Origin of the sequence: Vibrio sp. R78045, from assembly GCF_042466085.1 — a bacterium.
Taxonomy (GTDB): Bacteria; Pseudomonadota; Gammaproteobacteria; order Enterobacterales; family Vibrionaceae; genus Vibrio; species Vibrio cyclitrophicus.
On record NZ_JAXHBS010000008.1, the window covers coordinates 62040 to 76107 of the forward strand.

12 protein-coding genes are annotated in these 14068 nt (G+C 43.6%); 4 read left to right on the forward strand and 8 right to left on the reverse strand.

The genetic code is table 11. The features are described 5' to 3' along the window. Positions 1-650: 650 nt before the first annotated feature. From SJY39_RS02590 to aspA, 3 genes are all read right to left on the reverse strand, one after another. A complete protein-coding gene (locus SJY39_RS02590) occupies positions 651-2099 on the reverse strand; it encodes a YfcC family protein (RefSeq protein ID WP_016767971.1) in 1449 nt (482 codons plus the stop codon). A 544-nt stretch (positions 2100-2643) separates the two neighbouring features. Beyond that, positions 2644-3951, reverse strand: a complete 1308-nt coding sequence (locus tag SJY39_RS02595) for an anaerobic C4-dicarboxylate transporter (protein WP_016767972.1) — start codon at positions 3949-3951, stop codon at positions 2644-2646. A 180-nt stretch (positions 3952-4131) separates the two neighbouring features. Then, positions 4132-5583 carry an aspartate ammonia-lyase gene (aspA, locus tag SJY39_RS02600; protein WP_010435392.1) on the reverse strand — a complete coding sequence of 484 codons (1452 nt, stop codon included), beginning with the start codon at positions 5581-5583 and terminating at the stop codon, positions 4132-4134. Between the two features lie 284 nt (positions 5584-5867). Here aspA and SJY39_RS02605 point away from each other — a divergent pair, with 284 nt between their 5' ends. Then, the gene (locus SJY39_RS02605; RefSeq protein ID WP_010435390.1) at positions 5868-6392 is read left to right on the forward strand and encodes an FxsA family protein; all 525 of its coding nucleotides are present in this window, start codon (positions 5868-5870) and stop codon (positions 6390-6392) included. 184 nt (positions 6393-6576) lie between these two features. Here SJY39_RS02605 and SJY39_RS02610 read toward each other — a convergent pair whose 3' ends face one another. The 4 genes from SJY39_RS02610 to SJY39_RS02625 all read right to left on the reverse strand — a co-directional run bounded on the left by SJY39_RS02610 (position 6577) and on the right by SJY39_RS02625 (position 9905). Beyond that, on the reverse strand, positions 6577-7056 hold the full coding sequence (locus tag SJY39_RS02610) for a tRNA (cytidine(34)-2'-O)-methyltransferase (protein WP_010435387.1): 480 nt from the start codon (positions 7054-7056) through the stop codon (positions 6577-6579). Positions 7057-7139: 83 nt separating this feature from the next. Beyond that, positions 7140-7757, reverse strand: coding sequence for a superoxide dismutase (locus SJY39_RS02615; RefSeq protein ID WP_016767973.1), 618 nt, complete (start codon positions 7755-7757; stop codon positions 7140-7142). 76 nt (positions 7758-7833) lie between these two features. Continuing rightward, positions 7834-9216, reverse strand: a complete 1383-nt coding sequence (gene cpxA, locus SJY39_RS02620; protein WP_010435382.1) for an envelope stress sensor histidine kinase CpxA — start codon at positions 9214-9216, stop codon at positions 7834-7836. Continuing rightward, positions 9216-9905: a response regulator gene (locus SJY39_RS02625; protein WP_010435380.1), complete on the reverse strand. Its 690-nt coding sequence runs from the start codon at positions 9903-9905 to the stop codon at positions 9216-9218. The genes cpxA and SJY39_RS02625 overlap by 1 nt, the downstream gene beginning before the upstream one ends. A gap of 178 nt (positions 9906-10083) precedes the next feature. Between SJY39_RS02625 and SJY39_RS02630 the strand changes: the two genes are divergently transcribed. The 3 genes from SJY39_RS02630 (at position 10084) to pfkA (ending at position 12943) form a co-directional block, all read left to right on the forward strand. Next, complete coding sequence (locus SJY39_RS02630) at positions 10084-10593, forward strand: CpxP family protein (RefSeq protein WP_010435378.1); 510 nt, start codon at positions 10084-10086, stop codon at positions 10591-10593. A 163-nt stretch (positions 10594-10756) separates the two neighbouring features. Further along, a complete protein-coding gene (fieF, locus tag SJY39_RS02635; RefSeq protein ID WP_016767974.1) occupies positions 10757-11665 on the forward strand; it encodes a CDF family cation-efflux transporter FieF in 909 nt (302 codons plus the stop codon). Between the two features lie 315 nt (positions 11666-11980). Further along, complete coding sequence (gene pfkA, locus SJY39_RS02640; RefSeq protein WP_004729705.1) at positions 11981-12943, forward strand: 6-phosphofructokinase; 963 nt, start codon at positions 11981-11983, stop codon at positions 12941-12943. A gap of 149 nt (positions 12944-13092) precedes the next feature. Here pfkA and tpiA read toward each other — a convergent pair whose 3' ends face one another. Then, positions 13093-13863, reverse strand: a complete 771-nt coding sequence (gene tpiA, locus SJY39_RS02645; RefSeq protein ID WP_010435373.1) for a triose-phosphate isomerase — start codon at positions 13861-13863, stop codon at positions 13093-13095. Positions 13864-14068 lie beyond the last annotated feature (205 nt).

Below are 14068 nucleotides of genomic sequence, written 5' to 3' on the forward strand. Positions count from 1 at the left end.
TTATCCCGCAGCCCTTTAAAATCAAGGGTTTTAACAAACTTTATGCACTTTCAACTATTGCCAACCTTTTCTAAATAGTTAACTCCTTGGGAATATTATGCATGCTTTTTTAACTCAACTTACTAGAATCTAATTTATGAGGGATTATATGCAGAATAGTTTTATTGATAAGAATGTACTTAGATTGGAAGTATGCAGTGTTTCTATTTATATATTTAATTTTGGATGTGAAATTAATTAAATTTTAACAAAATAAATTAGAATAAAGCTGTTGTGGTCACATTTTAAAATCGTCTGTTTAAGTGTGTTTTTTGATAAAAAAGAGCGTTAATCCTCGTCTGTTTATTAGACTGAAAATTACTTTAAATATAATTAGCTCTAATAAGTGACTAACTATCTGGATAAATATCATGGCTGCTAATTGAGTGTTATTTCATCAAGCTAATTTGATGTCTATAAGTAGGGTGTTTCTTTAGTGATGAGTACTTTTGGTTACGCTGAGCCTTAGTAGGAGCAGGAGGTGTCTTGAATGTCGCGTGTATGGCTTTGAGGACCTATTTTAGCAGCAGAGGGTCACATTGGGAGAGGGATTAATAAAAAAGCCGCTATGGGAAGCGGCTTTGGATGAGAACAGAGTGAAGCGTTTTGAGTTAGATCAGAGCACCAATACTCAGTACCACAATACAAAATACCATTAAGATGCCGACTAATGGCATCACCCATTTAACCCAGCGTACATATGGAACGCGAGCAATCGCTAAGCCACCCATCACAACCGCAGAGGTTGGGGTGATTAGGTTTACCAAGCCTGATGCGGATTGGTAAGCGGTAATCACTAGGTCTCGACCTACACCTGCAAAGTCAGCCAGTGGTGCCATGATTGGCATGGTGAGTACCGCTAAGCCAGAGGTCGATGGCACTAAGAATGACAATAGAATTTCTAAGAAGAACATCACGTTAATAAAGATAACTGAAGAAAGCCCGGTAACCATTTGTTCTGCAGAGAATAGAATTGTATCGGTGATCATACCGCGGTCCATTACGACCACGATACCACGTGCAATACCTATGATAAGCGCAACACCCAGTAGATCACGGGCACCGTCAATGAAGCTCGTGGTAAACTCTTCTTCGCTCATGCGAGCCACAATACCAACGATAATAGTTGCAGCTAGGAACATCGCTGAGATTTCAGCCATCCACCATCCAGCAACGGATACGCCGTAAATCATCACAGCGAACGAGCCACCAAAAATAGTCAGAATCAGTTTACGAGTCATGGTGAATTCAAGTTTTTCGCCGCTCGCATTACCTAAGAAGTGCGCTTTGTTCTCTTCGTATTTGTCGAACACAATGGATTTCGAAGGATCTGCTTGAACCATTCTGGCGTAGCGCATGACGTAAGCGACACAAATAACCCAACCAATAATCAACATGGCAATACGCAGCACGATACCGTCAGTAAATGGGATACCAGAGGCGTTGGCAGCGATCACGGTTGCGAATGGGTTAATGGTGGAACCTAGCACCCCAATCCCTGCGCCAAGCAGTACGGTCGCAGCGGCGACAAGCGGGTCAAAACGCGCCGCCATCATTACAGGCACTAGCAATGTATAGAATGGCAGTGATTCTTCCGCCATGCCGTAAACGGTACCGCCAGCAGCAAACAATGCCATCAGTATCGGTATCATCAACTCTTCTCGCCCTTCTAGGCGGGCGGTGACGCGTTCGATACCGGCATCAATGGCGCCAGTTTTGGTTACTAGCCCTAAGAAGCCACCAATGATTAAGATGAACAGTGAAACGTCGATTGCTGCAGCTTCATAGCTATTGTGGTCGTAGAAACCGTCAATAGGCGCGAGTAGTACGTCAATCACACCTTGAGGATTACCTTCTACTGCTTGATAGGTGCCGGTTACCGGTACTTCTCGACCTAACTCTTCATTCATTGCTCGGTCGTATTGGCCTGCTGGAACAACCCAGGTAAGCAGGGCTACGAATGCAATTAGAATAAATAGAATGGTGTAGGCAGAAGGGAATTTAAAGTTGGCAAAGAAGCCACCCTTTTTTGTTTCGCTTGGTATCGTCTGAGTCGTCATAGCTATCTCCTTACACCATCTTAAATAGAATTGATGTGAATTAGCGACTAATGATTTATAGATTGTAAACACAGTGACATTTATAAAGTATTCAAAGATATAAAACTATTGCCATTATTAAGCCGTTAACTATATAAAACTTCCGAATTTAAACTAAAAATGTTTATATATTTACATGTCCGAATGAATATAGATCCAATTTAACTACGGTTATTTTATGCTTTAAGTAAGCATTTAAGTTTGGTGCTGTTCACAAAAATAGTGGCCAATAAGATGGCTTGAAAATGGCATAAAATCAGCAAGGTTTTTTGGTTAGTTAGCTTGGATTAATATTCGATGTGGATTAGGTGGAAGCGAGGGGGAATTGATTTGGTAAGTGTTGTTATTAGTTGGGTTGAATAATCTTGGAATTTTATTCAAATTTTATTTTTGGGCGGATTTTAAAGTTTATAATAGTTATTTGATGTGTATCAAATAACACATTGAGTAGAAAACAAAAAAGGAAGCCGAAGCTTCCTTTTAAAGTTTTAATCATCAGCGAATGTTAGATAAACAGACCGCCGAATGCGAAGCCGAGTGCTACCGCAGTACTGATTGTTGCCACACCAGGAATGAAGAATGGGTGGTTAAATACATACTTACCAATACGCGTTGAACCTGTGTCGTCCATCTCAACTGCTGCCAGTAGCGTTGGGTAAGTTGGAAGTACGAACAACGCACTTACTGCAGCAAAAGAAGCGACAGCTGTTAATGGTGCCACGCCAATCGCCAGAGCGGCAGGCATCAGTGCAACCGTTGTTGCACCTTGAGAATAAAGCAGCATAGAAGCGAAGAACAGAACAAGCGCTAGCATCCACGGGTAGTCAGCCAATAGAGCGCCTGCTACGTCTTTGATCTCAGCAACGTGTGCGTTTACAAACGTTGAACCTAACCAGGCCACACCCAGTACACATACACATGCTGTCATACCTGAGCGGAATGTTGGTGCAGAAGAAATCTTCGCAGCATCAATTTTAGTGAACATAACAATTGCCGCTGCTGCTGCCAGCATCACAGACATGATCGCTTCGTTACGGCCTAGAGCTGGGTTTTCAATTAGGCCGACAGAGCTAGAGATAGCCGCTGCGTAGCAAACCACAAAACCAATCGCTGCTAGAAAGATGTAAGTCGCTCTCTTTGCCGTTGGTAGAATTTCGCGTTTCTCTTCAGTTGCTAGCTTGATTAGACCTTTCTCAAGACGCTCTTGGTAAACTGGATCGTCTTTCAGTTCGCTACCCATGTAGTTAGCAACAACCGCACCAACCATACAAGCGATGAAGGTTGTTGGGATACAAACCATGAGTAGCGTTAGGTAATCAACACCAAATGGTGCAAGCATCGCAGCGAAAGCCACAACTGCTGCCGAAATTGGCGAAGCTGTGATAGCAATTTGAGATGCCACAACTGCAATAGAAAGAGGACGAGAAGGACGAACACCTTGGCCCTTCGCTACTTCAGCGATAACAGGCAGTGTAGAGAATGCTGTGTGACCTGTACCTGCCATTAATGTCATTACAAAAGTAACGATAGGCGCATAGAAGGTAATGCGTTCAGGATGTTTACGTAAAAAGTTTTCTGCAATTTGTACTAACCAATCCATACCACCGGCAACTTGCATCGCAGCAATTGCAGTGATTACCGACATGATGATCAAGATGACATCGATCGGAATGAAAGATTGGCTTGTTGGAACACCAAGAATAAGTGAAAGGGCAATAACACCAGCACCACCGGCAAAACCGATACCGATACCGCCAATTCTAGCCCCCAAAAAGATAAAGAGTAGGACGACAAATAGTTCTACTGCAATCATAAGTAACACCTCATTTTAGATTTTATTATGTGAACATTCACCGATGGAATGTTCACATAATAGTTCTATTGTTTAGATTCTATTGAGCAAAAGTGCAACCAACATAAGCCCACAAAATAAACGTGGTTAACCGTATTGGAGCCTAAAAAAGGGCTCCGTTTGGAGCCCTATTTGCTAGATTTACTCGTAGCGTTTTGCTTTATACTGAGGATGCATCAAATTTTCAACAGAGAAAATGTCATCAAGTTCTTCTTCGGTTAATAAACCACGCTCTAGAACCACGTCACGAACGCTCTTACCTGTCTCAGCACAGATCTTACCAACGATGTCACCTTCGTGGTGGCCAATGTATGGGTTTAGGTAAGTCACGATACCGATAGAGTTAAATACGTGAGATTCACACACTTCTTTGTTGACCGTAATGCCGTCTACACACTTGTCGCGTAGGTTCACACATGCATTAGTTAGAATGTCTAGAGACTCAAACATGCTTTGTGCAATAACGGGTTCCATTACGTTCAGTTGAAGTTGACCGCCTTCTGCAGCGAAAGAAACCGTGTTGTCGTTACCTAGAACTTTAAAGCAAACTTGGTTCACTACTTCAGGTACAACTGGGTTTACTTTAGCAGGCATGATTGAAGAACCCGCTTGCAGTTCCGGTAGGTTTAGCTCGTTGAAACCAGTGCGTGGACCTGAAGAAAGCAGACGCAAATCGTTACAAATTTTAGACAGCTTAACCGCTAAGCGTTTAAGTGCGCCGTGCGTCATTACGTAGGCACCACAGTCAGATGTTGCTTCGATTAGGTCTTCCGCAGGAACACATTCTAGGCCAGTTACTTCAGCTAGGTGTTTAACTGCTAGACCTTGGTAACCCGGTGCTGCGTTCAGACCAGTACCGATAGCTGTTGCGCCTAGGTTAACTTCAAGCAGTAGTTTTGAAGTGTATTCTAGGTTTTTGATTTCTTCATTGATGGTTACCGCCCAAGCGTGGAACTCTTGGCCAACCGTCATTGGAACTGCATCCTGAAGTTGAGTACGACCCATTTTCAGGATGGTGTTGAATTCTTGGCTCTTAAGTTCGAATGCACCTTTTAGGTATTCAATCGCATCGATCAGTTTCAGTACGCTGTTGTAAACAGAGATACGGAAGCCCGTTGGGTAGGCGCAGTTTGTCGATTGGCTGCGGTTTACATGGTCATTTGGGTTGATGAACTCGTATTGACCTTTTTCTTTGCCCATAAGTTCAAGTGCCACGTTCGCAACCACTTCGTTTGCGTTCATGTTTACAGAAGTACCTGCACCACCTTGGAATACATCCGATGGGAATTGATCCATACACTTGCCAGTATCTAGAATTAGGTCACAAGCTTGAATGATGTATTTAGCCACTTCGCTTGGAATTACACCTAACTCTTTGTTTGCTAAAGCCGCAGCTTTTTTAGTCATCACCATACCGCGAACGAATTCAGGTACATCTGAGATCGTTACATTTGAGATGTTGAAGTTTTCAACTGCGCGTAGGGTGTGGATGCCGTAGTAAGCATCAGCTGGAACATGACGTTGACCTAAAAGATCTTCTTCGAGACGAGTAGCTTGAGGAGCATCAACTTGAGCTTCTGATAGAGTAGCCATAACAGGATCCTTAGAGAATTATTCTGATTATATAGTTAGTTATTAGCCTATTCTGTGTGCAAATACTCCGTTCGCTAGAATATTGGGCTGATAAATCCGTCCTGACTTATGTGGCACATGATACTGTACTTAGCGCATAAAAATAGTAAGTTGATCACCTTTTTCGTTTTTGTTTCGTCAATATTTAGCAAACTTATTCCGGGTCAATAAACACGCTTATTTACAGGATAAATTTGAGATTGGTAGGGCTTTCAGCGTAAACTGGATGTAACAAAGGAGTGCGTGTGTTTCCTATCTTATTATTACTATTTATCTTCGTACCGATCATTGAGATTGGACTATTTATTCAAGTTGGTGGCTTCTTAGGGTTGTGGCCAACGATTGCGTTGGTTCTGATCACTGCATTTGTCGGTGCATCACTTGTTCGTAGCCAAGGCATTCAAACATTAATGTCTGTTCAAGGCCGATTACAACAAGGCGAAATGCCAGCTCAACAGATTCTTGAAGGCGTGATGCTTGCGGTTGCAGGCGTATTGCTGCTGACTCCGGGCTTTATGACGGATGCACTTGGTATGTTGGTATTGCTGCCTGCACCAAGAGCGATGATTGCTAAGAAAATGATGGAAAAAATGGTGGTTACCAATATGTCTGGTGGTTTCCAAGCAGGTGGACAAGGTGGTTTTGGGCAGAGCCCATTTGGACAAGACCCATTCAATCGAGATCCATCTGATCAATCAAAAGACGGCAACACCTTTGAGGGTGAGTTTGAAAAGAAAGACGACGACAACGATCGTAACCGACTAAACTAATCCGTTTTCTCTCTTCTTTATATAGAGGGAAAAACAGAAAAGGCTCTTACCTTTATCTTTCACATGAAAGCGATAATGGTAAGAGCCTTTTTTATTGCGTGTCGCTTGTTGTTACTTACTGTTTATTATTGATAACAGATAACAGATAACAGATAACAGATAACAAATAAGTTTGAGCGCTCAGTTATACCGCGCCTTCGAAACCCATTTGACGCCATGCTTCAAAAGCAATGATTGCCACAGCATTAGATAGGTTTAGGCTGCGCGCATCTGGCATCATTGGAATACGAATGCGTTGTTCCATTGGCATGCTTTCGATGAGCTCAGCAGGTAGGCCGCGTGTCTCAGGGCCAAACATCAATACATCACCTTGTTGGAATTTAGCATCAACGTGGTGGCCTGTGGTTTTTGTGGTACATGCGAAGATACGGAAGTCACCTTCACGTTCATTCTCTAAGTACTCAAGAAAGGCTTCTAGATTCTTGTGGCGTTTTACTCGCGCTAGGTCGTGGTAGTCCAAACCGGCACGGCGTACTTTCTTCTCTTCAAAGTCAAAACCAAGCGGTTCAATTAGGTGTAGGTTCGCGCCACAGTTAGCAGATAGGCGGATGATGTTACCCGTATTGGGTGCAATTTCTGGTTCGTATAGAGCGATATCAAACATGTTGGTTCACAAGAATAATCAAAGATAGCCAGAGTATACGGTGGCAAGCAGAGTGAGTACAGTTCGCCACCGTCACCATTTGCTTAAGCTTGGTTCGCTAGTGCTTGTGCGTAGTTTTCAGATACCGCATTCCAATTCACCACGTTCCACCATGCATTGATGTAATCAGGGCGACGGTTTTGGTAGCTGATGTAGTAGGCGTGCTCCCAAACGTCGAGCGCAAGAACCGGTTCTCCGTTACTGGCAATGGTATCCATCCATGGGTTGTCTTGATTCGAGGTCGAGACGATGTTCAGCTGTCCTTTTTCCACCACCAACCAAGCAAAGCCTGAACCAAAGGTATTGATTGCCGCTTGAGCAAACTGGTCTTGGAAGGTTTTGAAATCTCCGAATGTACTTTTGATCGCTTCACCTAGTTCGCCCGTAGGTTCACCCCCACCGTCTTGCGACATGCAGTTCCAATACAAGATGTGATTGTAGTAACCGCCACCATTGTTACGAACGGCTGGACTGTGCTGAGAGATGTTAGCGAAAATCTCGGTGAGAGACTGGTGCTCAAGCTCGCTACCAGAAACCGCAGTAATAAACTTATCGTAATAGGTTCGATGGTGTTTGCTGTAATGCACTTCCATTGTTTTTGCATCAATGTAAGGTTCTAGGGCATCGTAAGCGTAGGGTAGATCTGGGAAAGAGTGTGACATGGTAAATCCTCCTTAATTAGAGGATTTACCATAATGATAATAACTATCATTATCAACTGTGATCTTTGTAGGGGTATTACGCTGGTAGGATTGGCAGAGTGATCTCTAGTTGTAATCCACCTAGTTTACTGCGGCTTGCTGTGATCGAACCACTGTGTTGACGAATCGCACTTTCTGTAATGGTTAACCCCAATCCTGTTCCGCCTGAGTTTCGATCTCTTGCCGTTGAAACACGATAGAAAGGTCGGAAAATTGAATCTAATTCGTCATCAGGAACGCCTTCACCGTTGTCATTCACGCAAATCGTCAGTTGGTCTTGTTGAACACTAAATTGAACATCAACTTGGTCTCTACCATAGTAAATGGCATTGCGAGTAATATTGTCGAGCGCGCTCATCAATAACTTCGGATTACCCGAGATAGAACGATTAGGAATTTTTGAAAACCTCATCTGCTTGCCCATTTGCTCTGCTTCAAACTCTGCGTCTTTTAGGATCTCTTCCCACAGGCTCGATAAGGGTTGCACTTCACGTGTGATGTGACTATCGACCTGCATACGAGACAAAGTTAAAAGTTCACTGATCATCTGTTCTAAACGCTGCGCTTCAGTATCGATACGCTCTAGCTCTTGGCTGTCGCCTTGCTTACGAATGGCGAGTGCATTCGCCATGCGTAATCGAGTGAGTGGAGAACGTAATTCATGAGATATATCAGACAATAAACGTTGCTGCCCTGAAATCATCTGGTTTACTGCTTCGACCATCTGGTTAAAGCTCTCACCGGCTTGTCTGAATTCTGATGTGCCTTTTTCCAGTTGAGGGTCAACCTCAAATTGACCTTTAGCAACGCGTTGTGCAGCAAGTTCTAGCCTTCGTGCTGGTTGACTTAGCGCCCAAGCTAACCAAAGCAGCAGCGGGGTACTCGCCAGCATCACGGCAAGTAATAACTGTAATGGTTTATCAAACAGTCGCAGTAAAAATGGTGGTGGCTGATCCCATTTAACTCCGATGTACATCATCAGGTCTTCACCGGCGAGTGAAACTGGGATTGGGCCTGCCACCATGTAATGCCCATACAGCTTTTGTTTTGGCACTTCAGGGTTATCAATCGTAGTCACGAAATTGCGAATTGCTTTCACTTTGTAATCTGAATGCTTTTTAGTCGTTAGTACTGAGCCTTCAAGGTCAGTCAAATACATCCGAGGGCGTGTGTCTTTTCTGCTGCGGGTTGGGCCTTCCAGTTGGAAGACAATCTTGCCTAAGTTGTCTTCTTTGGCGAATCGCTTCTCTGTACTTTTCGCAATGCGTTCTAATTTCTTGAGGTGCTCGACCGGTACATCGCGAGCAACTCGAGGATCTAAGTGTGGCAGTGATAGCACCGACAAAAGCACCAGTAACATGGTGAACCAAAAGATAGCAAAGATACGTCCATATAAGCTGGTGATTTTAGGTATACGCATTAATCCTCCTCTACTAACAAGTAGCCACGACCTCGTAAGGTTTTAATGCGAGATTTCCCGTCGCTGCGTTCTGGAATCTTCTTGCGCAGGTTAGATATGTGCATATCAATCGCACGGTCAAACGCCGCTAGCCTTTTACCTAACACGTCTAAACTCAATGCTTCTTTGGTGATCACTTGTCCAGGGTTCTGGATTAGGTGACTCAAGAGAGCGAACTCGGTAGTGGTGAGATCGATAATCTGACCATTGCAATAAGCTTCTTGTTTGCCAGGGAATACTTCAATGTCTTGGTATTGAATCCTATCACTGGCCGCTTTAGGCACTGTGTTGGTTTGCGTACGACGCAAGATGGCACGAATACGAGCGAGCAGCTCTCGATCACTGAAGGGCTTTGGCAAGTAATCATCCGCACCAAGTTCAAGGCCAATAACACGATCTATTTCTTCGCCTTTCGCTGTCAGCATTAGTACCGGCGTTTCCCAATTTTCTCTCAGCTTTTTTAGCGTTTCCATGCCATTAAGGCGCGGCATCATCACATCCAAAAGGACCAGATCAATCTCATCATTGATCGCTTCAAGCCCGGCATAGCCATCATTGGCTTCGGAGATAGTGAAGCCCTCAAAGCTCAAAATGTCTTTAAGTAAGCTGGTTAACTCTGTGTCGTCATCAATAAGAAGAATGTTCGCCATTGGGAAGCCTTAATCATTTAGTTAGGTTAATAATACTGCTAATTATTCGTCAACTTTCACTCTTTACGATTCTTTACGCTTTCTAAACGTCACTTTACGAGGGAAAGACTAATCTATATTCAAGCGCTGAGAAACAGACGCAACACATGACTTATTATACCGAATTGAGGCAACAATTATGAAAATGACTAAGAAACTTGTACTAGCAGCTGCGGCACTTCCACTTATTTTTGGTACAGCAAGCGCGTATGCTTACGGTGGTGGTGATAAAGGTGACCACAAAGGTATGCACGACAAGTGTGGCGGTTTCGATAAAAAAGTAATGCGCCAACTAGACCTAACCGACGCTCAAAAAGAACAGTTAAAAGAGATGCGTGAAGCAGACCGTGCTGAGATGAAAGCAAAGCGCGGTGCAAACAAAACGGCAAAAATGGCGCAAATGAAAGCGCATCACGAAAAGGTTCAAGCTCTAGTATTGGCCGACAACTTCGATGAAGCCGCTGCAAACGATCTAGCAAGCCAAATGGTTGCTAAGCAAACTGAACGTCGTGTCGCAATGCTGAAGAAACAACACGACATGATGAGCGTTCTGACAGCAGAGCAAAAAACTCAATTGAAAGAGATCCAACAAGAGCGTATGAGTAAGTGCGCTGACAAAATGGAAAAACGCATGAACAAAGACAAATAGTCTTTCATCTAATCTGGTGTTTAATCCCCAGAATAATGTGAAAAAGCGGCCGTGTGCCGCTTTTTTTGATCCCTTAAAATGAATCTCTTACATCATGTCTGTCATATTCAATTGATTGTTTGCAGGTTATACTTTGTGCTATCAGTCATTTTATAGCCAAATTATGAAACAAGAATACGCACGTTTAGTTACGCTCGCCGCTTGGGCAGCCACTACCATCGCCACAATTTTATTGATCGTGAAGGTCGCAGCATGGTGGGTGACCGGCTCTGTGAGTCTGTTGGCTTCCGTGGTTGATTCCTTGTTAGATATTGCGGCGTCAGTCGTGAACCTAATCGTCGTTCGATACTCTCTCCAGCCTGCCGATAAAGAACATACTTTTGGTCATGGCAAAGCTGAATCTCTTGCAGCACTAGCACAGGCGATGTTTATTTCCGGCTCCGCTTGTTTCCTTATACTTAATGGTATTGAACGCTTCTTTAGGCCTCACGAACTGAACTCTCCTGAAATTGGTATCTACGTCAGCTTATTCGCGATGGTGATGACTTTTGGTTTGGTTCGATTCCAAAAACATGTCGTGAAAAAAACCGGTAGCCAGGCTATTGCGGCGGACTCACTGCATTATCAATCGGATCTCTATATGAATGCGGCCATTATGCTGGCATTGGCGTTGAGCTGGTTTGGTATTGGGCAAGCGGACTCGGTATTCGCGATTGGTATCGGTATCTACATTCTTTACAGCGCTTATCAAATGGCAAATGAAGCGATTCAGTCATTGCTTGATAGAAAGCTACCGGATGAAGAGCTTAAACAGATTAAAGAGACGTCGTTGAGTATCGAAGGTGTATTGGGTGTGCATCAATTACGAACGCGTCGTTCGGGCCCAATTCGCTTTATTCAATTGCATTTGGAGCTTGAAGATAATATCCCACTTATTGAAGCGCATCGCATTTCTGACGAAGTAGAAGACAAGCTTATCTCTGTTTTTCCTGATGCTGATGTATTAATTCATCAAGATCCGTATTCGGTGGTATTTGGCCCAGAGAAACAGCAGAAGTTTCATTCTTGGTAATGAGTGATAAAGCTGAGAGCAAATGGTAAGTGGCCGGCTTTTGAACTAGAGTGAGTAAAAATTACTAACTCAAAGGTGATTCAAAAATCACCTTAGTAACAATTAATGTTGATTCTGATGTGAATCAACAAAGTTACTGAGTAAAACTGTAATACTCTTACAGAAGTAGAAATGTTACATAATTTTACGCGATTTGAGTGCTATTCCTGTTGAGGAAATGTAACATAACGCACAAATATAGATTTAAAATCTTGTTGATATACAATCAGCAAGAATAAGAATTGAATAATAGATTCCCAAAAATCGAGGGTGAGCATGATTAAGAAGATCGGTGTTTTGACCAGTGGTGGTGACGCTCCAGGCATGAACGCAGCAGTTCGCGGTGTAGTTCGTACAGCGCTATCAGTTGGCATTGAAGTTTACGGTATTTACGATGGCTACCAAGGCCTTGTTGAAGACCGTATCGAAAAGCTTGACCGTTCAAGCGTATCTGACGTGATCAACCGTGGTGGTACTTTCTTAGGTTCTGCACGTTTCCCTGAGTTTAAAGATGTTGCTGTTCGTGAGAAAGGCATTGAGAACCTTAAAAAGCACGGTATCGAAGCACTTGTTGTTATCGGTGGTGACGGCTCTTACATGGGCGCTAAGAAACTGACTGAGATGGGTTACCCATGTATCGGTCTTCCAGGTACTATCGACAACGATATCGCAGGTACTGATTACACAATCGGTTACCTAACAGCGCTTAACACTGTTATCGACTCAATTGACCGTCTACGTGACACGTCTTCTTCTCACCAACGTATTTCTATTGTTGAAATCATGGGCCGTCACTGTGGTGACCTTACGCTTATGTCAGCAATTGCAGGTGGTTGTGAATACATCATCACTCCTGAGACTGGCTTAGATAAAGATCAGCTGATCAGCAATATCCAAGATGGTATTGCGAAAGGTAAGAAGCACGCAATCATCGCTCTAACAGAGCTTATGATGGACGCGAACGAACTTGCGAAAGAGATCGAAGCTTCAACAGGTCGTGAAACTCGTGCAACGGTTCTTGGTCACATCCAACGTGGTGGTCGCCCGACTGCATTTGACCGTGTACTGGCTTCTCGCATGGGTAACTACGCAGTTCACCTTCTTCAAGAAGGCCACGGTGGTCGTTGTGTTGGTATTGAGAAAGAAGCGCTTGTTCACCACGACATCATCGACTGTATCGAGAACATGCAGAACCCAGACCGTTCTGAGCTATTCCGCGTTGCAGAAGAGTTGTTCTAAGCAACGCTTAGCGTTCGCTTAAAATATTAAAAACCGCTGATTTATCAGCGGTTTTTTTGTGCCTGTTGTTTGAGGCTTTAGAACTGACAGGTAATAAAAAAGGCCAACCTAAGTTGACCTTTCATTCAATCTAAACGGTGACGTTTAAATTAAGCTTTTGCTTCAGCTGCTGCTTTAGCGATAGCTGCGAAGCTTTTCGCGTCTAGCGCTGCGCCGCCAACTAGAGCACCGTCGATGTCTGGTTGTGCGAAGTAAGCTGCTGCGTTTTCTGGTTTAACAGAACCGCCGTATTGGATAACAACTTTCTTAGCAACGTCTTCAGATTTCTCTGCGATGTGTGCACGGATTTGAGCGTGGATGCGTTGTGCATCTTCAGCTGTCGCTGCTTTACCAGTACCGATAGCCCAGATTGGTTCGTAAGCGATGATAGCGCCTTCAAGAGCTTCAACACCTTGAGTGTTGATAACAGCGTCAAGTTGACGAGCACATACTGCAACAGTTTCGCCTGCTTCGTTTTGTGCTTCAGATTCACCGATACAAAGAACTGGAGTTAGGCCGTTCTCTTTTAGGAATGCGAATTTCTTAGCAACGAATTCATCTGATTCGTTGTGGTATTCACGACGCTCAGAGTGACCGATGATGATGTGAGATGCGCCGAACTCTTTAAGCATTGCTGGAGACATGTCGCCAGTGAATGCACCGCTGTTGTTTAGGTCAGAGTTTTGAGCACCTAGGATGATTGCGCTGCCCGCTTCAGTAAGCGTACGTTCTGCAAGATCAACGAAAAGTGCTGGTGGAGCAACTGCTACGTCTACGCCTGTTACGCCTTCAAGTTCAGCGTTAAGACCGTTTAGTAGATCAACAACCATTTCTTTGCTGCCGTTTAGTTTCCAGTTACCCATAACTACAGGATGACGCATAGGAATATCTCCAAAGTATTTAAATAAATCGAATGTAAAAAAGTAAACTTTATTACGAAATAATATAACAGATTAATATCAACAGATCATGACTGTGGTCATGACTTTCTTGGATCTTACTCAATGGTCAGAGTAGATTCTGAGCAAATATCAGTGATCCGGCAGACAGAATAATAGCTAACTTCTCGGATTTTTCATCGTTAGT

Excerpts from the sequence above, each read along its gene's own strand:
- SJY39_RS02630 (WP_010435378.1), top strand. The coding sequence starts at position 10,084 with ATGAAAATGACTAAGAAACTTGTACTAGCAGCTGCGGCACTTCCACTT.
- SJY39_RS02625 (WP_010435380.1), bottom strand. The coding sequence starts at position 9,905 with ATGGCGAACATTCTTCTTATTGATGACGACACAGAGTTAACCAGCTTA.
- pfkA (WP_004729705.1), top strand. The coding sequence starts at position 11,981 with ATGATTAAGAAGATCGGTGTTTTGACCAGTGGTGGTGACGCTCCAGGC.
- cpxA (WP_010435382.1), bottom strand. The coding sequence starts at position 9,216 with ATGCGTATACCTAAAATCACCAGCTTATATGGACGTATCTTTGCTATC.
- fieF (WP_016767974.1), top strand. The coding sequence starts at position 10,757 with ATGAAACAAGAATACGCACGTTTAGTTACGCTCGCCGCTTGGGCAGCC.
- SJY39_RS02590 (WP_016767971.1), bottom strand. The coding sequence starts at position 2,099 with ATGACGACTCAGACGATACCAAGCGAAACAAAAAAGGGTGGCTTCTTT.
- aspA (WP_010435392.1), bottom strand. The coding sequence starts at position 5,583 with ATGGCTACTCTATCAGAAGCTCAAGTTGATGCTCCTCAAGCTACTCGT.
- SJY39_RS02615 (WP_016767973.1), bottom strand. The coding sequence starts at position 7,757 with ATGTCACACTCTTTCCCAGATCTACCCTACGCTTACGATGCCCTAGAA.
- SJY39_RS02610 (WP_010435387.1), bottom strand. The coding sequence starts at position 7,056 with ATGTTTGATATCGCTCTATACGAACCAGAAATTGCACCCAATACGGGT.
- tpiA (WP_010435373.1), bottom strand. The coding sequence starts at position 13,863 with ATGCGTCATCCTGTAGTTATGGGTAACTGGAAACTAAACGGCAGCAAA.
- SJY39_RS02595 (WP_016767972.1), bottom strand. The coding sequence starts at position 3,951 with ATGATTGCAGTAGAACTATTTGTCGTCCTACTCTTTATCTTTTTGGGG.